Source organism: Hymenobacter rubripertinctus (assembly GCF_003583925.1).
In the GTDB taxonomy this organism is placed as follows: domain Bacteria; phylum Bacteroidota; class Bacteroidia; order Cytophagales; family Hymenobacteraceae; genus Hymenobacter; species Hymenobacter rubripertinctus.
The window spans coordinates 65,241-88,252 of sequence record NZ_QYCN01000031.1 but is presented as its reverse complement, the minus strand read 5'-3'; the positions used below and the strand labels follow the sequence as shown (position 1 = coordinate 88,252).

Here is a 23,012-nt window from a genome sequence, read left to right as displayed (position 1 = left end):
TCTTGGCTCAACCGCTTCCGGCATCTGCTGATTCGCTGGGCCAAAAAACCGGAGAACTACTTGGCCATGCTCCACTTTGCCTGTGCGCGCATTACGTGGTACAATTGTCTTTTTGGCTGACCCTCATTCCCTATTCGGATAGACTCTTAATGACAAAGATTTGTACCGTTACCAGTCGCCGCTGCCCAAAACGATCCTGGGGCTCAGCTCTAACTTCACCTATGCCAAGGTAAGCCTGGCTTTCACGGCCCGCGCCTTCCTGGGCAACTACAATTACAACAACGTGCAATCGTCGCGGGCAACTTACCAGGGCGTGTTCCCGGGGCAGCCGTTCCTCAACAACACCACCACCAACATCTACGACACCCAGTTTCAGGGAGCCGATAAAGGCCGGATTCAATTATCCGACTACTACGTCCAGAAGGCCTCCTTCGTGCGTATGGATAACATCAGCCTCGGTTACGATTTTGGCAGCCTGATCAGCCAGTCGACCAGCCTGCGGTTGAACCTTTCGTTGCAGAACGCCTTTGTTATTACGGGCTACAAAGGAGTTGATCCTGAAATAGTATCGGTCGATAACCTCAGCCGCTCCGCTACGTTCGGCATCGACAACAATTTCTACCCTCGCCCGCGCACCATCACTGCCGGTATCAACATTGGCTTCTAAAACTCCCACCCCATGAAAAATCTTTTTTCCAAACGCCTGCTTGGTACCGCAGTGGGAGCCGTGTTGCTGGCCGGCTCGGTGTCCTGCACCAAGGACCTGGACCGTGAGCCCTTTTATGGCCTCAATACGGAATCGGTCTATAAAGACCCGCAGAACATTCGCGACGTACTGGCCAAACTTTATGGCGGCCTGGTTACGACCGGCCGCGGCACCAACAACGATGGGGCCACCGGCAACCCGGACGTGAAGGCCGACGACGAAGGAGCCAGCTCGTATCTGCGGCAGCTCTGGGTGTCGCAGGAACTCCCCACCGACGAGGCCGTAATTGCTTGGGGTGATGGTGCTATTCAGGACCTTAACACTCTGAAATGGTCGTCGAACAACAATTACAATCAGCTCATGTACAGCCGGATATTCTTCCAGCTGACGCTTTGTAACGAATTTATCCGGGAAACGTCGGATGAAAATCTCAATCGCCGCGGCATTTCGGGCCAGGATCTGGCCAAGGTGCAGCAGTACCGGGCCGAGGCGCGCTTTCTGCGGGCTCTCTCCTACTACCACGCCCTGGATTTGTTCGGCAACCCGCCCTTCGTAACGGAAGCGGATACCCCGGGCAAGTTCTTGCCCGAGCAGACGGACCGGCCCAAGCTGTTTGCTTACGTGGAGTCGGAATTGAAGGCTGTTGAAGCAATTCTGCCGGCCCCGCGCCAGAACGAGTACGGCCGCGCCGATAAGGCCGCCGCCTGGACGCTGCTGTCCCGCCTCTACTTGAACGCCGAGGTATATATCAGCCAGCCCCGCTACAACGATGCCATAACGTACGCCAAAAAGGTAATCGATGAGGGTGGCTACGCACTAGCGCCCAGCTATCCTAACCTGTTTCTGGCCGACAACAACCTCACGTCCAAATCAGAAATGATTATGGCCGTCATCAATGATGGCGTGCGGATTCGTTCGTTTGGCGGCACCACTTTCTTGGTTCATGCCTCCATTGGTGGCCGCATGAATCCGCTCGATTACGGTGTAAAAGAAGGTTGGGGCGGTCTGCGGGCCACTAAAAACCTGCCTCTGCTATTCGGCAACGTCACCCAGTCTGTACCCGACAAGCGAGCCTTGTTTTTCACCCCTGGCCAGCGCCTGGACATCAACAACCTGACGTCCTTCAACAACGGTTACGCGGTAACGAAGTGGCAGAACGTCACTTCCGATGGCAAAATCGGCAGCGACCCAGGACAAACATTCGCGGATACTGACTTCCCGCTTTTCCGCCTGGCCGATGTGTACCTGATGTACGCTGAAGCCACGCTACGCGGCGGCAACGGTGATCAGGGCAAAGCATTACAATACGTGAATGCATTGCGTCAGAGAGCTTATGGCAACACTTCCGGCAACGTCAATACCCTCACGCTCGATTTCCTGCTCGATGAGCGTGCCCGCGAACTGTACTGGGAAGGCTACCGCCGTACCGATCTGATCCGTTTCAAGAAGTTTACCGGTAGTTCTTATATCTGGCCCTGGAAAGGTGGGCAAGCCGCTGGGGATGGTGTTGTAATGGAGGAAAGAACACTCTACCCTATTCCTTCTTCCGACCTGGGCGCTAACCCCAAACTCAAGCAGAATCCCGGATATTAGGCCTTCCAGGATTTAGACTATTCGTAAAAACCCGTGCTCTGTTGAGCGCGGGTTTTTATGTTTTGAGCCTGCTGAACTTTACGCTTTGGCCGGCCTTTCGGCAAGTTCAGCGGTTATTGAATAAAGCATGGTTACAAGCTTGGCGCTATTTTTTCTACCCGCGTAAATTATCGTTCGGGAATATCTATCCCTTTATTCCCGGATATAGCTGGACAGCAATTCATCAATTAACCACCAGTTCAGTATCCGGTAGCTGGAATGCTTGACTTAGCCACCGATAGTAGCGAAAGATCGAGAGCAACTCAGCACCAGTAATTACGAGAACAAAAAAGAGGCTCACTGAAAAGTGAGCCTCTTTTTTGTTCTCGTAATTAAAAGCAGAATGCCTTACTTCATGATAACCACTTTGCGGTTAGCCACGGCATCACCTACCTGTACCTTCACCAGGTACGTTCCGGCCGACAAATCACTGCTGTTCAGATCAGCAGAATGAGCACCAATGCTCTGCTTACCGCTAACCATGTTCTTCACCTTGCGGCCAGCCAGGTCGAACAAGGTAACGTTCACCGTTTGCGCCTTGTCGAGCACATTGTAGGAAACCTTAACGGAGCCCGAAGCAGGGTTAGGATACACCGACATGCCTATTTTCTGGTCGTCGGCCTGACGGGTGCCGGTAGAGGTGGACGTAGCCAACGCGTAGGTTACGAATTGATTACCTCCGATACCTGTGAAATCCGGGCTACCTTCTGTGTTGCCGTTGTTGGTAGTAATAGGCGGTGTGGCCTGAGGAATAAAGTCGGACGAGCCGTAGCTACCATCCTGGTTGTTCTGGAAAACGAACAGTTGAATGCTCTGAGCCGTTGCCGGTACGCCGAGGGCGGCGCGGTCCAGCTCAATTTCCCAACCGAAGTTTCCAGGGTTAGTAGTCACTTTACCATCAGGCGAATTCTGGTAGGCCATCCGGGCATTGGCCAGGGAGGTGAAGGGAGCCGTAGCAGTACCCGTCGACATAGTGCTGGCCGCACCAGTGGCCGTATTCAGGTTAGGACCCAGCACTTTAGCGTTGGCAGTGGTACCGCCCGTGTAGAAAACTGCGCTGGGGATGAGGGTTTGGGGCGCACCCGGAGCTCCGTGAATGGCAAGTGCCATATCCACTTCGAAGTCCATGATTGCGTCCATTTTCTCAAATGTGGTCAGCGGGTCGCCGGCCGCGCCAGCCTTGGGAAGCGGCAACGGATCAGGGCTCTTGACGCCAGTCAGGTTGGGCAGGTTAATGTAGAGCTGAAAAGCATTACCGGCATCGGCCCCCTTCTGCTCCACGGTACCCGCTACGAACACGTAGATTTTATCAGCGGTAGTTGCCGCATAGAGCTTCAGCAGGCCGAAATCACCAAATCCGCGGGGGTTGGTAAAGGCTCCAAGCTCCTTGTACTTGCCCACACCAGCACCAATTTCGGTAGGCAGAACTTTACCATCGACCGTAATTTGGGCTTGAGCCGAGAAGGCACTAGCCGTCAGCAGCCCGAGGGCCGCGAGAGTAAACTGTTTTTTCATAATTAAAGAAAAAAGGAATGGGGTGAATACACACAAACGGCTGAATTGCGGGAACAATTACTCGCTGCCTTTTGCGTTCTAAAAATACTACTTTATCAGCAAAGAAAAGGTTGTATAGACAAAAATTAAGCACGATTTTCAACCTTTTAATTCCCCGTCGCCCTTCTTCAATCAATAGTGGTCAGACTAGCTGGGAGCCAATTCCCTTCGTCGGCTCAGAAACTCCTTAAAAATACTTGCCGGCGCTTTTTTGTGCCGAAATCTTTTCCGTGTTTCGCCATTCGGATGTTCTGCCTCCAAGGGACCTGAAGCAGAGCTTACCAACGCATTTGCTTACTCATCTTTCCAACCTGACATGATTTTAATTGCCGACGGCGGCTCGACTAAGAGCAATTGGTGCCAACTCGACGAAGCTGGTAACCGCGTGTACTTCAACACCGAGGGATACAACCCTGACTTTATGGGGACAGCCGCCATTACGGCCTCGCTCGATAAAAACCTGCCTGACAACCTGCCCCAGAAGCACGTGACGAAGGTCTATTATTACGGGGCGGGGGTGCACAACGCGGAAAAAGCCGAACGGGTGGCCGCCGCGATGCGCGCTACTTTCCCCAATGCCACTGTTTTTGTGGCCGAAGACCTACTGGCCGCCGCCCACGCCCTGCTGGGCAACAAGCCTGGGTTTGCCGCAATCCTGGGCACGGGCACCAATTCCTGCTTGTACGATGGCGCAAAAATCATTCACAATGTCGACTCGCTGGGCTATTTCCTGGGTGATGAGGGTTCCGGCTCCTTTATTGGCAAGAGACTGTTGCGCGATTACCTGCGCGGGCTACTCCCCGATGGCTTACAAGAGATTTTCCAGGAGGAATTTCACTTCACCCGCGACGATATTCTGGACCGGCTTTACAATCAGCCCCTCCCGAACCGGTTCCTGGCCAGTTTCGCCAAGTTCACCTACGACCACAACAACATCAGCTACTGCCGCGAAATCGTGTTGCAGGGTTTCGAAACGTTCTTCGCCAACATCGTCCGGCACTACCCCAACTACCAGGACTATACCTTCAACTGCGTAGGTTCGGTGGGCTATAACTTCCGCGACGCGCTGACCCAGGTCGCCAAAGACCACGGCATGGAGGTCGGCAAAATCATCCGTTCTCCCATCGACGACCTAGTTGCCTACCACGAAGAGCACAACGCGTAGCCTCTGGCGGCGGCGTGGTTACGCAGCTACCCAAAACAAAACCGGCCCGTCTCGCAATGAGACGGGCCGGTTTTGTTTTGGGTAGCTGCGTAACCGGCTTTTGGCCGGGTATGCTATTTATTCACAATCAGGCGGGTAGTTTGCTGCACCTCGCCGGTGCGCAGGCGCACAATATAGACACCATTGGCCAGGTTTTGCAACGGTAGCGTAACCGACTGGCTACCGGCTGCTGCGCGGGTGGCGGGCAGCGTTTGAACGGTGGCACCCAGCAGGTTGGTTATCGTCACTTCCACTGTCGCGGCCTGGGGCAGATCGTAGCGGAGCTGGGCTACCGTACTGGCCGGGTTGGGCTGCACCCGCAGTTGGAGCTTTGCGGCACTGGCTTGCTGCGACTGGTTGCGGAGGATTGTTCCGGCCGGAACCCCGATGCGGCGGGAGGTATACACCGTATACTGGCCGGGTTCGAGCGTGATGGGGGCCGCCGGGTCGGTCACGGTTCGCGTTTCGCCCGTCAGGTAGCTGTACCAAGTACCGGCTGCCTGGAAATTGGGCACCACAGTAGCTGAGCGCAGGCCGAAATTGCCTACCACCGTAACATTGAGCCGAGGGTCCGTGAGGTGCATGGTTTTTACGCCGCTATTGACATCCTGCGTGAACGAGGCCGGATTGGTAAAGGCCGGTTCCTGCGTTTTGAGCGCAATTAGGCTCCGATACACATCGTAGAGATGACGACGGGCCGGCTCCTGATAGTAGTTCCAACGGATGGGCTTGCTTCCGGTCCGGCCGTTCTGGTTGATGCTCACCTCATAGCCCAGCTCACCAAATTGCCACAGCATTTTCGGGCCGGGTACGGGCAGCAGGAAAGTAGCAGCCAGTTCCTGCCGGGCCAGGGCAGTAGTGGGGTCCTGGGTTGAATAAGGCCCCGCCGAACGCCCTTCCGTCAGGGTCAGATACATCAACCGCTCTTCGTCATGGCTTTCCATGTACGTCACTAGGTTGGGTTCTGCCCAGCCCCGGGCTCCGTAGTAGCCCCCGGTCAGGTCGGAGCCCGAGGTGATGCCTTTCGTTCCCTGGCTGTAGTTGAAGTTCATATTGCCCCACAGCATAAAGCCCATGCTCGAAAGCACCTTTTCTTCGCTGTTGTCAGCAAAATGTTCCAGAATATTGTACGCACCCGGATCAACGCTAACCAACAGATTCCGGTAATCCTTCCAGATATCAATGCGCGACTGGTCATACTGGCTCCATTGGTCCACGCTGGTACTCACCTTCTGCGTGAAGCCCTTGCTCAGGTCAAAACGGTAGCCGTCGATGTTGTATTCTTTGAGCCAGAACTCCATGACGCGCTTGCTGAAATAGCGGGTAAAGGCGCTTTCGTGGTTGAAGTCGTAGCCCACGTTGAAAGGATGGGTAGCCGTCCGGTTGAACCAGGGGCTGTTGGCCGCCGGGTTGCCATCCTCAAAATATAGCTGCACCATCGGGCTCTGACCGAATGACTGGTTGAGCACCATGTCCAGTACCACGGCTATGCCGCGTTTGTGGCACTCGTCGATGAAGCGCTTGAGCTCTGCCTTCGGACCGTAGAACTTATCGGGAGCGAAGTAGAACGAGACATTGTAGCCCCAACTGTCGTTGTTTTCGAACTCGGTTACCGGCATCAGCTCGATTACGTTCGCGCCCAGGCGCTGCACGTAGGCCAGCGTATCAATCAGGGTCTGGTAGTCGTGGCGGGCCACGAAGTCACGCACCAGCAACTCGTAAATCACGAGTTTCTCCTTCTGAGGGCGCTGAAAATTCGTTACCTGAAAGGTGTAGTCGGGGGCGTTGCTTTGCAACACGGACACGATGCCGCTCTGGCCGCTCGGATACGCCTTCAGGTTTGGATACGTATCGGCGGGAATACTCCGGTCACTGTTCGGATCGAGGATTTTCTGGCAGTAGGGGTCCGCTATTTTTAGCTGTCCATCCACGTAATACTGGTAAGCGTACTCACGGCCGGGTGTCAGGCCATCCACCTGAATCCACCAGCGGCCTTCCACCGAGTTGTCGGCCTGGCCATTGGCGTTGGGGGTCCGCTTCATGTAGCTGGCCGAGGTAGCCTGCCAGTTGTTGAACTCCCCGATAACGTGCGCGAATTCCTTATTGGGGGCCGTCAGGCTCAGAATAACCGACGTGCCATTGTTGAGGTACGTAATTCCATCCCGCTGGGCGTTGGTGGGCAAGGGAGCCAATACGACAGCATCGCGGGTTAGCAGCGCTAGGTCAACGGTTACCGTAGTAGTACCCTTCGTGGCCGTGAGACGCAACGTGTTGCTCCCGGCAGTGGTCAGCGTTACGTTAGTATTGATGCTGGTGGCATTAGCGGCACTAGCAATGGGGTTGCCATTGAGAAACAGCGTCAGGTCGGCGGCTACCGCCGAAGTAGCGGCAACGGGTGTGGGCGTATTGAGCGCGAACGTGAACGGGCCGGATCCGCCGGGCTGCGTAAAGCGCAAATCAAACTCGTTCTGGGCCAGATCCACGAAAATATCGGCGTCCGATGTGCCGCGGCCTACTACCGTACCGGCCGCATTCTTGAAAATCATGCCCAGCCGCAGCATCTGCTCACCAGCAGGCACGCCATACCAAGCGCGGGCGCTGGGCGTAAGCGTAATGGTGTAGCGGTTTACGTTGCCGGGGTCACGGGTGAGCTTGGCCGCAGGATCGGCTTGACCGAAGCTCGGACTCTTCACGTATTTCCAATCCGAAGACGATGTGCTCTTATTAGTGATGACGCCGGTCCAGATATACACGTCCCCGCTAAAGTTGGCTAGTGCTGCATTGCCTTTAGTGGCATCGTAGACGAGGGTAACCGCGTCGGTGTCGCGGAACGGAATAGGTTGGGTAGTGACTACCTGTGCCCACGAAACCGGCATAGCAGCCACCAGGGCCACTAAAATCAGCATGAGTCGAAGTATTCGCATAAGAAACGGGGTTGAAAAATTCAGGAAGACACTACTTAAAAACAATGCTCTATTACCATTATAATCCCTAAAACAGATCAATCAGGCACAAGAGGGCATTAAAGATAAGGAGTGACCAAGCACTTACCCAAGTCAACAGCCGCTTTTCTCGTAGATTTGAGTGATTTTTTCTTTGTTTCCGCCCTGTGCGCTTATTCCCCCCTTCTCTCCGGGTCTTCGGACTGACAATCCTGGCAGCCAGCCTGCTGCTCGTGGCCCGGCCGGGCGCGGCCCAGGTCCGGCAACCGGCGGTGGCGGATACCGTACTGCCCGCCTCGCGCCTGAACCAGCGGCTGCCGCTGCTGGCCGGCGGGCTGGTCGTGTCGTACTCGTCGTTGATGTATTTGCTCAGTGAAGGGTGGTACACGGGCGAGAAAAGCCGCTTTCACTGGTTCAACGACCTGCCCGAGTGGGAGCAGCTCGACAAGGCCGGCCACTTCTGGGGTTCGTTCCACGAGAGTCGGGGCGCGGTGGACATGCTGCGCTGGGCCGGGGTGCCCGACCGCCAGGCCATCTGGTACGGGGGCTTCGTGGGCTTCCTGCTCCAGACGCCCATCGAGCTCTTCGACGGCCGCGACCCGGCCTACGGGGCTTCGGCCACCGACCTGACGGCCAACTTCCTGGGCTCAGCCGGCCTGATCGGGCAGCAGCTGGCCTGGAACGAAGTGCGCATCATGCCCAAACTCTCGTTCCATCCCACCCGCTATGCTGCTTTGCGCCCCAACGTGCTGGGCCGCAGCCTGGGCGAACAATTTCTCAAAGACTACAACGGCCAGACTTACTGGCTCGCTACCGACGTGGGCGCGTTTCTGCCCGCCACCAGCCGCTGGCCCCGCTGGCTGCAACCGGCCCTGGGCTACGGGGGCCAGGAAATGGTATACAACGACGACGGCACCAACGCCGCCCTGGGCCTGCGCTCCTACCGCCAGTTCTACCTGAGCCTCGATGTGGACCTGCGCCGCATCCCGACCCATAATAAGGTGCTCAAAAAAGTATTTTACGCCCTGAGCATCTTTCACCTGCCCGCCCCCGCCCTGGAGTGGAACCCGCGCCGTGGCTTCGTGGCCCACGGCCTGTACTACTAGATCACAGATGTTGCAGATGTTGCAGATGCCACAGATTCGTTCTGGTGGTAGATTCGTTCCGAAAACGGGTTGTTTGGAAATTTGCGCTCCCTCTCTGGCAGCCGGTTGTTGGCATTCCGACTCGGCCCGGCAGTGGTGCTTGCGAAGTAAGGCTTACGCTGTGGGTTCTCTCGCCCCGCTAAGCGGCTAGCTATTTTACCGCAATCAATCAAGCCTGGACTTCCGTAAGCAATGGCGACCTTTACCTTTTCATCCGTAAACGACGCCAGAACAAATCTGCCACCAGAACGAATCTGTGGCATCTGCAACATCTGCAACATCTGTGATTCATGAATATTGGAGACCGAGTGCGCCTGCTGACCGGGCGTGAGGAAGGCATCATCACCCGCCTGCTCAGCGACGAGCTGGTGGAAGTAGCCATCGATAACGACTTCACCATTCCGGTGCTGCGCCGCGAAATCGTGGTAGTGGCCGCCGAAGAAACCAAAGCATTCGGTAAGAGTGCCACGGCCGTAGCCGCCGAGAAGAAAGCCGCCGCCAGCGGAGCCGCCATGGCCGCCGAAGCCGCCAAAAAGGCCGGCGTGGCCACCACCAGGGAAGCACCCAAGCCAACCACCAGCGAAGGCCCGCCGCCCCTGAAGGCCGACAAAACCGTGGCTCCGCCAGTGCAGAAAGGCCTGTACCTGGCCCTCACCCACCAGTCGCCGGAGCTGCTGGCGTTGCACCTGGTCAACCACACCGACCGCGACGTGCTGTTCACGTTTGGGGAGGAGAAGGCCGGCGGGCAGTACCGGGGGTTGAAATCGGAGAAGCTGGAAGCCAAAACGGCTAGCGCGGCCCTGGGCCACTGGCACCTCAAGGATTTTGATCAGTGGCCGGCCCTGCTGGTGCAACTGCTTCCCTTCCAGTTCAATAGCCCCACGGCCTTCGAGCTGCTCACCAAGCGGATCCAGTTCAAGGCGGCCAGCTTTTACACCAGCCGCCAGCCCAACGTGCCGGTGCTCCAGCGTGAGGCCTACCTGTTCCAGCTCGACGAGAAGCCGGCCGCCCCGGTAAACATTGCCCCCGAGAAGCTGGCCGAAACCCTGAAAGCGCAGCTCACGGGCAACGCCCCGGCCAAGCCCGCCGCCGTGGCCCCTGCGCCCCAGCCGGCCAAAGCCCTGGTAGCCCCGCCCCACGAAGTCGACCTGCACCTGGAGGCTCTGCAACCCGAGGGCGGCACTGAGGGCCTGAGTAACACCGCCATTCTCAAGCTCCAGCTCGAAGCCTTCGAGGATACGCTCAGCCGCGCGCTGGCCACCAACATGCACGAAATCATCTACATCCACGGCTCAGGCAATGGTACGCTGCGCAAGGAGCTGCACAAACTGCTGAGCCGCAACCGCGACATCAAGTTCTTCGAGGACTCGCAGAAGGAGAAGTTCGGCTACGGCGCTACGCTGGTGCGGCTGAAGTAAGTTGGGAAGTTTCTGGGTTAAGAGGTAACCTGTCATCCTGAGCGGAGCGAAGGACCTTATCACGTGAAAACGCATCTTGCTTACGATTGCCGTTCCAGCGTTGTAAGGTCCTTCGCTCCGCTCAGGATGACAGTTTTTTCTTATCCCGTTGTCTCTGCCAACTTTCTACCTTTCCACTTGCAAACTTTCTAACTCTTTCATGAAACGCCCTGCCCTCCTCGCCGCTTCCCTCCTGTTTCCCCTCTCCCTAGCGGCTCAGCAGCTGCCCGTGTCGCGTACCATCCGGGCCACCTACGCCAAGGGCACCCGCGCCGAGAGCGGGCGGCCGGGACCCAAGTACTGGCAGAACTCGGCCGACTATACCATTAAAGTGAATTTCGATCCGGCCACGCGGCGGGTGAGCGGCACGGCGGCTATTGCCTACCACAACCAGAGCCCCGATTCGTTGCGGCAGGTGTGGTTCAAGCTCTACCCCAACCTCTACCAGAAGGGCGCGCCCCGGGCCGGCGGCATGAGCCCGGAGGACGTGGGTGAGGGCATCACGGTGGAAGCGCTGACCATCAATGGCCAGGCCGTGGCCGCCGCCGACCGCCCGGCCAGCTTCACCAACCTCGCGGTTCCCGCCCGCCGGGCCATTGCGCCGGGCCAGACGGCCAACATCACGGTGGCCTACTCCTACACCCTCAACAGCGGCTCGCACATGCGTACCGGCGAGGTGGAACCGGGGGCCGATTTCGTGGCCTACTTCTTTCCCCGCGTGGCCGTGTACGATGATATCGACGGCTGGAACAAGCACCCCTACCTGGGCTCGCAGGAGTTCTACAACGACTTCGCCAACTTCTCGGTCGACGTCACCGTGCCGCGCAACTTCGTGGTCTGGGCCACCGGCGACCTGACCAACGCCGACCAGGTGCTGACGAAAAAGTACGCCCAGCGCCTGCGGGAGGCCGAAACCAAGGACGGCATCACGAGCATTATTTCAGAGGCCGATGTGAAGCGCCGCGACATTACCGCCAGTAAAAACCCCGAAAACACCTGGCACTTCGAGGCCAGGAACGTGACTGACTTCGTATTTGCCACCACCGACCATTACGTGTGGCAGGCCAGCTCGCTGGTCGTGGACCCGGCCACCCAGCGTCGTACCCGCGTGGATGCCGTGTACAACCCCAAGCACAAGGATTTCGAGGAAGTAGTGCAGTTTGCCCGCAAAACGGTGGAGGCCATGAGCTACACTTTCCCCAAATGGCCCTTTCCCTACGCCCACGAAACCATTTTCGATGGCCTCGACCAGATGGAGTACCCGATGATGGTGAACGACAACCCCACCAGCACCCGCGAAGACGCCATTACGCTCACCGACCACGAAATCTTCCACACCATGTTCCCTTTTTACATGGGAACCAACGAAACCAAGTACGGCTGGATGGATGAGGGCTGGGCCACCATCGGGGAGTGGATTATCTCGGGTATTATTGACCCCAAGCTCGACGACAACTACGGTATCGCGCCCTACGCCGCCGCCGCTGATACCGAGGTAGATACGCCCATCATGACCCTCAGCACCCAGCAGACGGGCACGGCCTTCTTCCTCAATTCCTACCCCAAACCCGGCCTAGGCTACCTCTATGTGAAGGATTTGCTCGGCGACGAGCTGTTCACGAAGGCCCTGCACACCTACATCCGCAACTGGAATGGCAAGCACCCCATGCCCCACGACTTCTTCAACTCGATGAACGAAGGCGCGGGCCGCAACCTGAACTGGTTCTGGCAGCGCTGGTTTTTCGACGGCGGCTACCCCGACCTGGCCATCAGCCAGGTTACCAAAACCGCCACCGGCTACGATGTAGTAGTCGAATCCAAAGGCACCAAGCCAGTCCCCGTCGACCTCACCATCACCTTCGCCGACAACTCCACCGCCAAACTGCACCGTACTATTGGCGTCTGGGAATCCGGTGCGAAAACCGTTACGGTGCCCGTTGCTACCACCAAAGCCATGAAGCAAATGAAGCTCGGCGCTACGCTGGTGCCCGACAGCTACCCGCAGGACAACGTGTGGGTGGCGGGGAAGTAGACGTACAACGTTTCGCACATAGCCCCGGAGGGGCGGCATATCGGTAGCAGAATAGCTAGAAAAAGACCAAAAGCCCCAGCGGGGCGACACCAGTCGTTGAACAGATGGTGTCGCCCCGCTGGGGCTTTTGAACGAAATAGCGCATCTTTTTCTACCGATATGTCGCCCCTTCGGGGCTTTTTTTTACGCATTTTATCTGCGTAGTATGGCCAACACCTATACTCAAATTCACTTGCACATGGTGGTTGCGGTTAAGGGCCGCCTGTGTCTGATTCCGACAGAACACGCTGCTATGCTTTACCGCTACATTACAGGTATTGTCACGCAGCAAGGGCAAAAACTTCTCGCCACTAATGGGATGCCCGACCACGTTCACCTGCTCATCGGGTTTCGGCCAGAGAAGGCCCTTTCCGACCTCATGCGGGAGGTGAAGGCCAGTTCTTCCAAATTCATTAATGAACAAGGCTGGCTGATGGGAAAATTCAGTTGGCAGGAAGGGTTCGGAGCCTTCTCATACGGTGCGTCCCAACTATCTGCTGTCATCAGCTATATCGAGCGGCAGCAGGAACACCATGCCACGCGCACGTTCAAAGAAGAATACCTTTCGCTACTGGATAGCTTCGGCATAGCCTACAACGCAGCCTACGTTTTTACTGCGCCGGATGAGGAGCCGCTCATCAATCCGGCGCAGTAAAAACGTAGCCCCAGCAGGGCGGCATCTTGGTAGCAGACCAGATCCAAAGAACCAAAAGCCCCGGCGGGGCGACACCAGTCGTGGAGCAGATGGTGTCGCCCCGCTGGGACTTTCACGATCTGTTCGCCATCAGCTTCTGCCAATATGCCGCCCCGCTGGGGATTTTACACGGAATACGCGGCTGCTTGCTACCGATATCTCGTCCCCAGGGGCAGTATCGTTCGAACAATTCCCCTACCTTTACCCCCGTGATGGGTCGCCCCACCGCGGCGCGGAACGCAAGAACCGCGACGAGGAAAGTCCGGGCAACACAGAGCACCCTGCTTCCTAACGGGAAGGACTGGCGAGCATAATGCGAACCAGGACAGCCAGTGCCACAGAAAATAACCGCCTCTTTTTAAGCTGTTAGCTGAAAGCTATTAGCTGGTAGCCTTCGTTGAACGAAAAGCTGACAGCTCTCAGCTAGTAGCTAACAGCTCAGAAAAAGGTAAGGGTGAAAAGGTGCGGTAAGAGCGCACCAGCGGCTGGGTGACCAGTCGGCTGGGTAAACCTCAGGGGTTGAAAGACCAAATAAGCCAGCACGTCGGCCCCGCTTCCAGGGGCTGGCACCGGGCGGCTCGTCCGGCGCTGGCGGGTAGGTTGATGGAGCCTTTCGGCAACGACTGGCCTAGATAAATGGTGGGGCCACTTGCTTTCGGGCAGGCGGACAAAACCCGGCTTACAGACTCATCACGCCACCTGAAAGGGCCGCCGTAGCACCAGCTGCGGCGGCTTTTTGGTGTTTATACCCAGCTGTTAGCGTATAGCTGTTAGCTGACAGCTTCCGTTTTAAGGCCCTATCTTTCATCCATCATTTTCTACTCAACGAAAGCTAACAGCTACTAGCTGTTAGCTAAAAGCTAAATAACATGCCCCGTTTACTGATTATCGACGACGAGAAGGCCATCCGGCATACGCTCAAGGAAATTCTCGAATACGAAAACTATACGGTCGACCAGGCCGAGGACGGCCCCACGGGGCTCGACATGCTGATTCAGGAAAAGTACGACGTGGTGCTCTGCGACGTGAAAATGCCCAAAATGGACGGCCTCGAAGTGCTGGAACGCGCCCGCATTCTGGCCCCCCACTCCACCTTCATCATGGTGTCGGCCCACGGCAACGTGGAAATGGCCGTGGAAGCCACCAAGAAGGGCGCCTACGATTTCATCCAGAAACCACCGGACCTCAACCGCCTGCTCGTGACGGTGCGCAACGCCCTCGACCACGTGCAGCTGGCCACCGAAACCACCAAGCTCAGCTCGGAGAACAAAACGCTCAAGAAGAAGCTGGCCAAGGGCTCGGAAATGATTGGCGACTCGGCCGGGTTGCAGGGCGTGCGCAAGGCCATCGAGAAGGTGGCCCCCACCGATGCCCGGGTGCTGATAACCGGTCCCAACGGCGCGGGTAAGGAGATGGTAGCCCGGCAGCTGCACGAGCTCAGCCAGCGCAGCGGTGGCCCCATGGTGGAAGTGAACTGCGCCGCCATCCCGTCGGAGCTGATCGAGTCGGAGCTGTTCGGCCACGAGAAAGGCTCGTTCACGTCGGCCATCAAGCAGCGCATCGGCAAGTTCGAGCAGGCCGATGGCGGGACGCTGTTCCTGGACGAAATCGGCGACATGAGCCTTTCGGCCCAGGCCAAAGTGTTGCGCGCCCTCCAGGAAAACAAAATTACCCGGGTGGGGGGCGAGAAGGAAATTTCGGTGAACGTGCGCGTGCTGGCGGCCACCAACAAGGACCTGCTCCAGGAAATTGCCGACAAAAACTTCCGCGAAGACCTCTACCACCGCCTCTCCGTCATCCTCATCCCGGTCCCGTCGCTCAACGAGCGCCGCGACGACGTGCCCCTGCTCATCGACAAGTTCCTCAAAGACATTGCCGACGACTACGGCAACAAGCCCAAGAAAATCGACGACAAGGCCCTCGCCTACCTCCAGGCGTTGGATTGGCGCGGCAACATCCGCGAGCTGCGCAACGTGGTCGAGCGCCTCGTGATTATGAGCGACGCCACCATCACCGAGGCCGACGCCAAAGCGTTTGCGGGGAAGTAAGTTTTTAGTTGTCAGTTGCTAGTTGTCAGGTAGTTCAATTAAATGCCTGACAACCAGTAACTGACAACTGGACACTGGCAACTGAAATTACACCATCTGATTGCAGCCGCGCACGTCGGAATTGTCGAGGCGGCCGAGGACCTCGAAGGAGCCGTCAGGGTGGCGGCGGGCCAGGTCTTTGGTTTCGAGGAAGGCGCAGCTGTCGATGTTGGCCAGGTCGATGACGTTGAGGGCGCCGGCAGTGCGGGTGAGGGAGGCGGAGAACGGGTCGGACGGGTCGCGGAGCAGGATTTGCAGCTGGGGCGGGGCGTGAAAGCGGCCGTCGCCGAAGCTGTAGGCCTGGCCCAGCATTTCCGTCATGCCATACTCGGAGTGGATACCGGCCGGCCCGAAGGCGCGTTGCAGCTCCGTGTGCAGCTCCTCCCGGATCATTTCGCGGCGGCGGCCCTTCATACCGCCCGTTTCCAGCACCGTGAGGCCCAGCAGCTCGGGCCGGCCGGCGTGGGCGGCGGCGAAATCGAGCAGGGCATAGCTCACCCCGATCAGCAGCACCTTGCGGCCGGGCTCCTGCTTGGCGGCGGCCAGGGCGGCGAGCAGCGCGGCGTGGTCGTGCAGGAAAAACGCCGGCTGCCGCTGCCCCGATTCGCGGGCGAAGTGCTCCACCATCGCCACCAGCGAGGAGCCACCCTGCTCCAGATAGGAAGGCAGCAGAGCCAGCACCGTCCAGCCGCTGAGCGGGCCGTAGGAGTGCTCGAAAATGCGTTGGGCGTGCCGGCGGTAAAGCTGCGGCTCGCGCACGTAGTGGTGGCTGCGCTGCTGCTGGGTGGTGCCGCTGCTCAGGAACGTTTCCTGGGGCTCCCAGTGGGCGGCCGCCGTGCGCACGGCGTGGGTTTTAAAAAACTCGATGGGCAGAAACGGAATATCCTCCATTCCTGCCACCGCCTCGGCCCGCCGGCCCAGGGCGGCCAGGTAGGCCGCGTAGGGCGCGCAGTGGGCGGCCTGGTAACGGAACAGGGCCAGGGCGGCCGCCGGGGCCATAGCGGCGGTCAGGTGCGGCAACCGGGGCAGATACGCGTCGCGGAAACTCATTCGGGAAGGTTGGGGTTAGCGAAAAGCAGTAACAAGGCGGGCCGTGGTTCGTTCGTGCAGATGTTGTACCTTCCCCCTCGCCGGGGGCTGCTTCCGCCGATTTTTTCTATTTCAATATGCCAACATTTCCTACGCTTCGCCTGGCTGTCCTGCTGGCTTTCACGAGTCTGGGCGCTGTTTCCTGCATCTCGCCGCCTGATTACCCGGATACTCCGCAAATCGAGTTCAGGAGCATTACGCAGGAGATTAAGCTCGATGCCTTGCAGCAGGAATATAACAACGTGGGCGTTTCTATCAATTACAAAGATGGCGACGGAAACCTAGGCATGAACAAGGAGGAAGTGGACGCGGGTAAGAATGACCCACTAAATCCAAACAGCTATAACTTCATCTGTATCATGCAGGTGCTCAACAGCAATAATACGTTCACCGATTTTACTGCTACTCCTGCTTTACCGGGCTACAGTGGCCAGTTTCCGTATCTGCCCCCTGCCGAACAAGGCGACCGGAAAGCCCCGCTGCGGGGCGACATTACGTTGGACATTCCTATTACCACGCCCATTATTACCCCCTTCCAGACGGTACCCAAAGGTTCCGTCGTGCGGTTCAAAGTCAAAATCAAGGACCGGACCCTGAACGAGAGCAACGAAATCGTGACCTCGCCCATTACCCTTCAGTAGACCCGGCCAGACACCTGCTCAACACAAGGCCGGGCCGCTCCGTAAGGTGAGCGGCCCGGCCTTTGCGCGGGTGGTGCAGCGGAACCCTAGTAAATGGCCGGAAAGCGCTTTGGGTCGGCTTCCTGCATGATTTCGTAGACGGCATCGAACACGTCCTCCACGTTGGGCTTGCTGAAGTAGTCGCCGTCGGAGCCGTAGGGCGGGCGGTGGGCCTGGGCGGCGAGGCAGCGGGGCTGCGAGTCGAGGAAGCGGTAGGCCTGCTGCTCGTCCAGCACCTGCTGCATCATGTACGCGGTGCCGCCGCCGGGCACGTCCTCATCGGCGAAGAGCACCCGGTTGGTGCGCCGTAGGCTGTCCACAATCACGTGGTCCACGTCGAAAGGCAACAGCGTCTGCACATCGATTACCTCCACCTCAATCCCCACTTCGGCCAGCTGGCGGGCACCCTCCAGCACAATGCGGCACATGGAGCCGTAGGTCACGATGGTCAGGTCGGTGCCCTTTTTCAGGGTTTCGGGCTGGCCCAGCGGCAGGGTGAACTCGCCCACGTTCTGGGGCATTTTCTCCTTGAGGCGGTAGCCGTTCAGGCATTCAATCACGATGGCCGGCTCATCGGAGCGCAGCAGCGTGTTGTAAAAACCGGCCGCCTGGGTCATGTCGCGCGGTACGCACAGGTGCATGCCGCGGATGGCGCCCAGGATCATCTGAATGGGAGAGCCCGAGTGCCAGATGCCTTCTAGGCGGTGCCCCCGGGTGCGCACAATGAGCGGAGCCTTCTGGCCGCCTTTGGTGCGGTATTGCAGGCAGGCCACGTCGTCGCTCAGAATCTGGATGGCGTAGAGCAGGTAATCGAGGTACTGGATTTCGGTGATGGGGCGCAACCCGCGCATGGCGGCCCCGATGCCCTGGCCGATAATGGTGCACTCGCGGATGCCGGTATCGGTTACGCGCAGCTCCCCGAACTTGTCCTGGAGGCCGGCAAAAGCCTGGTTCACGTCGCCGATGCGGCCCACGTCCTCGCCGATGGCAAAAATGCGCGGGTCGCGCTCGAAGTTGGCCGTGAAGCAGGCCTGGAGCACTTCGCGCCCGTCCACCTGGGCCGCGTCGGAGGCAAACTGCACGCCCACTTCCTCAATGTTGAGAACGGCTTCCTCGCTCTGGCTGAACAGGTAGGAGTTGTAGCGGTCGGCATTGTCGGCCAGGGCCTGCTCCAGCCAGTTTTGCAGCTCGCGGCGGGTGTGGTTGCGGGTGCCGCGCACCTGGCGCAGCGCCCGGCGCACGGTGCGCACTAGGTCGGCGCGGATGGGCGTGGGGTTGTGCTCCAGGGGCTCTACCAGCTCGTGCAGCTTGTTCTCGGTGCCGGTTTCGGCCACCAGCTGGTTGAGCAGGTGAACCACTTCGTCGCGCTCCTGCTTGATGGGGGTGAAGAACGCGGCCCAGGCGGCGGTACGGGCGGCTTTTACAGTTTCTTTGGCTTCATTCTCAACGGCCGTCAGCTCGTCTTCGGAAGCGTGACCCTCCTGGAGCAGCCACTCGCGCATTTTGCGCAGGCAGTCGTGCTCCTCTTCCCAGCTCAGGCGGTCTTTGCTTTTGTAGCGCTCATGCGAGCCGGAGGTGCTGTGGCCCTGGGGCTGGGTGACTTCCTGCACGTGAATGAGCACGGGCACGTGCTGGGTGCGGCAGATTTCGGCGGCCTGCTGATACGTATCCACCAGGGTGGCGTAGTCCCAGCCCTTCACCCGGTAAATCTCGAAGCCATCCTGGCCTTCGCCTTCGCGCTGGAAGCCCTTCAGAATTTCGCTGATATTCTGCTTGGTCGTCTGGTACTCGGCGGGTACCGAAATGCCGTAATGGTCGTCCCAGACGCTGACAAGCATCGGAATCTGGAGGACGCCGGCCGCGTTGATGGCCTCGAAGAACATGCCCTCCGAGGTGCTGGCGTTGCCGATGGTACCGAAAGCCACCTCGTTGCCGTTGGTGGAGAACTGGGTCAGCTCGTGCAGCTCGGGGTTCTGGCGGTAGAGCTTGGAAGCGTAGGCCAGGCCCACAAGGCGGGGCATCTGGCCGCCGGTGGGCGAAATATCGGCCGAGGAATTTTTGCTGGTGGCCAGGTTCGTGAACTGCCCGTCTTCGTCGAGGTGGCGGGTACCGAAGTGGCCGTTCATGGCGCGGCCGGCGGTGGCGGGCTCGGCCTCCACGTCGGGGTGGGCGTAAAGCTGGGCGAAATACTGCTGGAGCGTCAGCTCGCCGATGGCCAGCATGAAGGTCTGGTCGCGGTAGTAGCCGGCGCGCCAGTCGCCGGCCCGGAAGGCGCGGGCCATGGCCAGCTGGGGTACCTCCTTGCCGTCGCCGAAAATGCCGAATTTGGCTTTACCCATGAACACTTCCTTGCGGCCCGCCAGCGAGGCTTGCCGGCTTTCCCAGCCCAGGCGGTAATCACGGAGAAAATCTTCTTTACTGAAGGAGGCAACACGGGTCGGCACGTCGGCGGCGGTTTCGGCGGTAAACATAAGAATGAGCGAGCGGGTGGTGGGAGTGGTGAGGCCGGATGCGCGGCGGGTGGGAGCCGGTGCCCCGGTAATCAGGCCCTCAAAAGTACGGATTTGCCGCCGATGCAGCCGCGCGCGTTTTTTGTGGTTATCTTTGAAGTAGATAGGAGTCAGGGGCGGGGTGCCGGCCGCGAAGCAGACAGTTACCTGCGGACCTTTCCGCCAACCCTGCTTTGCGCTGAGCGCGGCGTCGCTCTTTCAGGCGCTTACATTCCGGCCACTGACCACTAGCTACCCGTTGCTGACTCTCTCCTTCTGCTTTCTGGCTCCTAACCCCTAGCTTCTTTCCCTATGAAACATCTTTTCTTCTTCCTGCTCACGCTGCTCGGTGCTTCGGCCGCCCAGGCCCAGGGCGTGCTCACGTTCGAAAAAGAGCTGCACGATTTCGGCCAGGTGCCCGAGGGCACGATGGCCACCCACGAGTTCCGGTTCAAGAACACCGGCAACCAGCCCGTGATGATTGCCGACGTGCAGGCCAGCTGCGGCTGCACCACGCCCGACTGGACCAAAACCCCGATTCTGCCCGGCAAGAGCGGCATCGTGAAGGCCGTGTACAGCAGCGCCGGCCGACCCGGCATCTTCAACAAAACCGTTACTGTTACCAGCAACGCCGCCACAGCCAGCGCGGTGCTCACCATCAAGGGCAACGTGCTCAACAAGGAGCAGATGAAGTCCAAGCTCACGCCCGCCCAGCTGGCCCAGTCGCCACGCCTGACGCTGGACCGCGCCACCCACGATTTTGGTAAGATGGAAGCCGGCCAGAGCCTGACGGCCCGGTTTAAAATCACGAATACCGGCAAGCAGGACCTTGTGCTGGGGGCCATTAGCTCCCCTTGCTACTGCGTGGGCTATAAGAATGTGCCCTCGCCCATCAGGCCTGGCCAGAGCGCTACGGTAGAGCTCGTGTACAGCCAGCGCAAGCTGGGCATGCAGCAGGAGGCCGTTACCATCACCAGCAACGACCTCAGCGGCGACGCCCAGCTCACGCTCTCGGCCTTCGTGCTCAAGGACCTGAACGCGGGCAGCATGGTGAAGGAAAGCACCACTTCGGTTCCGTTTAAGTAGCCTATCAACAGCATCTTTCGAAACGAAAAAAGCAAAAAGCCGAAGCCGTTCAACCTGCCTTATTGGCCTAGTTGAACGGCTTCGGCTTTTACTTTTTCGCTTTGACTTACAACATGTCTTTCCTCTGCGGTTTCCCCCGTATCTTTGCGGCGCTTTTACGAGCAAAACCACCCATTTCCACCCACCTTCACTTTTAGCTGCGAGTCATGCTGATCGGCGTTCCGAAAGAAATTAAAAACAACGAAAACCGGGTGGGCCTGACGCCCGCCGGCGTGTCTGAGTTCGTGAAGTACGGCCACGAGGTGTACGTGCAGGCCACGGCCGGCGAAGGCAGCGGTTTTGCCGACGCAGAGTACGAGCAGGCCGGGGCCACCATTCTGGCCACCATCGAGGAGGTGTACGAGAAGGCCGAGATGATTGTGAAGGTGAAGGAGCCCATTGCCCAGGAGTACCCGCTCATCAAGGAAAACCAGCTGCTGTTCACCTATTTTCACTTTGCCTCCGGCGAGGAGCTGACCCACGCCATGATCGAGCGCAAGGCCGTGTGCCTGGCCTACGAAACGGTGGAGCTCTCCAACCGCGCCCTGCCCCTGCTCATTCCGATGAGCGAAGTAGCCGGCCGCATGGCTCCCCAGGAAGGGGCCAAGTACCTGGAGAAGCCGCTCAAGGGCCGGGGCATTCTGCTCGGCGGCGTACCCGGCGTGAAGCCGGCCGAAGTGCTGGTGCTGGGCGCCGGCATCGTGGGCACGCAGGCCGCCAAAATTGCCGCCGGCCTCGGCGCGCAGGTCACCGTGATGGACATCAACCTGAACCGGCTGCGTGAGTTGGACGACTTTATGCCCAAGAACGTGACGACCCAGTACTCCAACGAGTACAACATCCGGGCCGCCGTGAAAACGGCCGACCTCATCATCGGGGCGGTACTGATTCCGGGGGCTAAGGCGCCCCACCTCATCACCCGCGACATGCTTAAGACCATGAAGCCGGGCACCGTGCTCGTGGATGTGGCCGTGGACCAGGGCGGTTGCATTGAAACCTGCAAGCCCACCACCCACGAAGACCCGACCTACATCATCGACGACATCGTGCACTACTGCGTGGCCAATATGCCGGGTGCCGTGCCGTATACCTCCACTCTGGCCCTCACCAACGCCACGCTGCCCTACGCCCTCAAGCTGGCCAGCCAGGGCTGGCGCGTGGCCTGCCTGCTCAACGAGGACCTGCGCCTCGGCCTGAACGTGGTGAACGGCAAGGTGGTGTACAAAGGCGTAGCCGATGCCTGGGGCCTGGAGCTGACCGATGTAAACCAAGTGCTCAACGAGAACACCATGTTCGAGGAAAGCACCTTCATGACGGTATAAGCTACCTTTTTTCTCTTAGCGAAGCCTTTCCCGCCCCGTGCGGGAAAGGCTTTTCTGTAAGCCTGCCCCCATAGCCCAGGGCTGAAGCGCTGGGCTAGTCAGCGGGAGGGTTGAACAAAAACCCTGCATTGTTTAGGGCTTCTGCCTTAGCAAATACAGGGTTTGTAATTGACCGCACATGAAAGGAATTATCTATACCGGCGGCGAGCTGACCGACCTCGTGACGCTGGCCCGGTTGCCGGTTTACCTCCAGGCATTTCTGCGGGAGCAGAACGGGGTGGTGGCCTACTTCGGCGGCCTGCACATCCGGGGCTGCGTGGCCGCGCCGGGCTGGCACTCCCTGGCTGGCGTCTGGCAGGGCGAGCGGGCGTTGTGGCGCACCTACACGGAGCTGAAAAAGTCCGACATCCCGTTTGCCCAGGACTGCGCCGGCAACCAGTTTCTGCTGCGCGGCGATGCAGTGCTTTTCCTCGACACCGAAACTGGCGAGCTGGCCGACCTCGACGTTGATTTCAAGCACTTCCTGTTCGGGGCCGGAAAGTTTCCACTTGAGGCCCTGGGCATGGAGCCGTTGCGGGCCTTCCAGCAGGCGGGGGGCGTACTGCGGGCGGGCCAGCTGCTGAGCCTCTACCCACCGCTGTGCATTGCCTTGAAGGACCACTCTAAAGCGGCCGCCAAGGCCGTTGCCGTTACCGAGCGGCTGGCGTGGCTGGCCCGTTTCCACGAGCAGATCAAACACCTGCCCGATGGTCAGCCGGTTCAGTTCGATCCACTGTAGGCAAAAGCGCTGCTGCGTTTGTCTGGGGCTCGCTGGT

16 protein-coding genes, 1 other RNA gene and 1 pseudogene are annotated in these 23,012 nt (G+C 58.9%); 14 read left to right on the top strand and 4 right to left on the bottom strand.

Going from position 1 to position 23,012, the window contains the following annotated elements:
- The 3 genes and pseudogenes from D0T11_RS17225 to D0T11_RS17215 all read left to right on the top strand — a co-directional run.
- Positions 1-120, top strand: a pseudogene (locus D0T11_RS17225) (IS5/IS1182 family transposase); the annotation flags it as partial.
- 40 nt (positions 121-160) lie between these two features.
- Positions 161-667 carry a hypothetical protein gene (locus D0T11_RS17220; protein ID WP_119657044.1) on the top strand — a complete coding sequence of 169 codons (507 nt, stop codon included), beginning with the start codon at positions 161-163 and terminating at the stop codon, positions 665-667.
- Between the two features lie 12 nt (positions 668-679).
- Positions 680-2,299, top strand: a complete 1,620-nt coding sequence (locus D0T11_RS17215; protein WP_119657043.1) for a RagB/SusD family nutrient uptake outer membrane protein — start codon at positions 680-682, stop codon at positions 2,297-2,299.
- Between the two features lie 387 nt (positions 2,300-2,686).
- Here D0T11_RS17215 and D0T11_RS17210 read toward each other — a convergent pair whose 3' ends face one another.
- Entirely contained in the window at positions 2,687-3,853 is a 1,167-nt protein-coding gene (locus D0T11_RS17210; RefSeq protein ID WP_119657042.1) for a T9SS type A sorting domain-containing protein, read from the bottom strand.
- 355 nt (positions 3,854-4,208) lie between these two features.
- On the opposite strand from D0T11_RS17210, the gene D0T11_RS17205 reads away from it, so the two are divergent.
- Entirely contained in the window at positions 4,209-5,057 is an 849-nt protein-coding gene (locus D0T11_RS17205; RefSeq protein WP_119657041.1) for an N-acetylglucosamine kinase, read from the top strand.
- A gap of 113 nt (positions 5,058-5,170) precedes the next feature.
- Here the strand turns inward: D0T11_RS17205 and D0T11_RS17200 are convergent, their stop codons facing one another.
- Complete coding sequence (locus D0T11_RS17200) at positions 5,171-8,020, bottom strand: alpha-amylase family glycosyl hydrolase (RefSeq protein WP_245990980.1); 2,850 nt, start codon at positions 8,018-8,020, stop codon at positions 5,171-5,173.
- 185 nt (positions 8,021-8,205) lie between these two features.
- On the opposite strand from D0T11_RS17200, the gene D0T11_RS17195 reads away from it, so the two are divergent.
- The 6 genes from D0T11_RS17195 to D0T11_RS17170 all read left to right on the top strand — a co-directional run bounded on the left by D0T11_RS17195 (position 8,206) and on the right by D0T11_RS17170 (position 15,453).
- Entirely contained in the window at positions 8,206-9,144 is a 939-nt protein-coding gene (locus tag D0T11_RS17195; RefSeq protein ID WP_245990978.1) for a DUF2279 domain-containing protein, read from the top strand.
- 329 nt (positions 9,145-9,473) lie between these two features.
- A complete protein-coding gene (locus tag D0T11_RS23390; RefSeq protein WP_119657040.1) occupies positions 9,474-10,601 on the top strand; it encodes a Smr/MutS family protein in 1,128 nt (375 codons plus the stop codon).
- Positions 10,602-10,800: 199 nt separating this feature from the next.
- On the top strand, positions 10,801-12,672 hold the full coding sequence (locus D0T11_RS17185; protein WP_119657039.1) for a M1 family metallopeptidase: 1,872 nt from the start codon (positions 10,801-10,803) through the stop codon (positions 12,670-12,672).
- A 205-nt stretch (positions 12,673-12,877) separates the two neighbouring features.
- On the top strand, positions 12,878-13,366 hold the full coding sequence (tnpA, locus tag D0T11_RS17180) for an IS200/IS605 family transposase (RefSeq protein ID WP_119657038.1): 489 nt from the start codon (positions 12,878-12,880) through the stop codon (positions 13,364-13,366).
- 248 nt (positions 13,367-13,614) lie between these two features.
- Positions 13,615-14,103, top strand: an RNA gene (rnpB, locus tag D0T11_RS17175) — RNase P RNA component class A.
- A 171-nt stretch (positions 14,104-14,274) separates the two neighbouring features.
- Positions 14,275-15,453 (top strand): sigma-54-dependent transcriptional regulator, encoded by a 1,179-nt coding sequence (locus D0T11_RS17170; protein WP_119657037.1) that lies wholly within the window; start codon positions 14,275-14,277, stop codon positions 15,451-15,453.
- A gap of 87 nt (positions 15,454-15,540) precedes the next feature.
- Here D0T11_RS17170 and D0T11_RS17165 read toward each other — a convergent pair whose 3' ends face one another.
- Positions 15,541-16,542 carry an acyl-CoA synthetase family protein gene (locus tag D0T11_RS17165; RefSeq protein ID WP_119657036.1) on the bottom strand — a complete coding sequence of 334 codons (1,002 nt, stop codon included), beginning with the start codon at positions 16,540-16,542 and terminating at the stop codon, positions 15,541-15,543.
- Positions 16,543-16,658: 116 nt separating this feature from the next.
- On the opposite strand from D0T11_RS17165, the gene D0T11_RS17160 reads away from it, so the two are divergent.
- Complete coding sequence (locus D0T11_RS17160) at positions 16,659-17,222, top strand: hypothetical protein (RefSeq protein ID WP_119657035.1); 564 nt, start codon at positions 16,659-16,661, stop codon at positions 17,220-17,222.
- A gap of 86 nt (positions 17,223-17,308) precedes the next feature.
- Here D0T11_RS17160 and D0T11_RS17155 read toward each other — a convergent pair whose 3' ends face one another.
- A complete protein-coding gene (locus D0T11_RS17155) occupies positions 17,309-19,732 on the bottom strand; it encodes an alpha-ketoacid dehydrogenase subunit alpha/beta (RefSeq protein WP_119657034.1) in 2,424 nt (807 codons plus the stop codon).
- Positions 19,733-20,062: 330 nt separating this feature from the next.
- On the opposite strand from D0T11_RS17155, the gene D0T11_RS17150 reads away from it, so the two are divergent.
- The 3 genes from D0T11_RS17150 (at position 20,063) to D0T11_RS17140 (ending at position 22,975) form a co-directional block, all read left to right on the top strand.
- Positions 20,063-20,836, top strand: a complete 774-nt coding sequence (locus D0T11_RS17150; protein WP_119657033.1) for a DUF1573 domain-containing protein — start codon at positions 20,063-20,065, stop codon at positions 20,834-20,836.
- A gap of 206 nt (positions 20,837-21,042) precedes the next feature.
- Positions 21,043-22,197: an alanine dehydrogenase gene (gene ald, locus D0T11_RS17145; protein ID WP_119657032.1), complete on the top strand. Its 1,155-nt coding sequence runs from the start codon at positions 21,043-21,045 to the stop codon at positions 22,195-22,197.
- A gap of 178 nt (positions 22,198-22,375) precedes the next feature.
- Entirely contained in the window at positions 22,376-22,975 is a 600-nt protein-coding gene (locus D0T11_RS17140; protein ID WP_119657031.1) for an SMI1/KNR4 family protein, read from the top strand.
- The last annotated feature ends 37 nt before the right edge of the window (positions 22,976-23,012 follow it).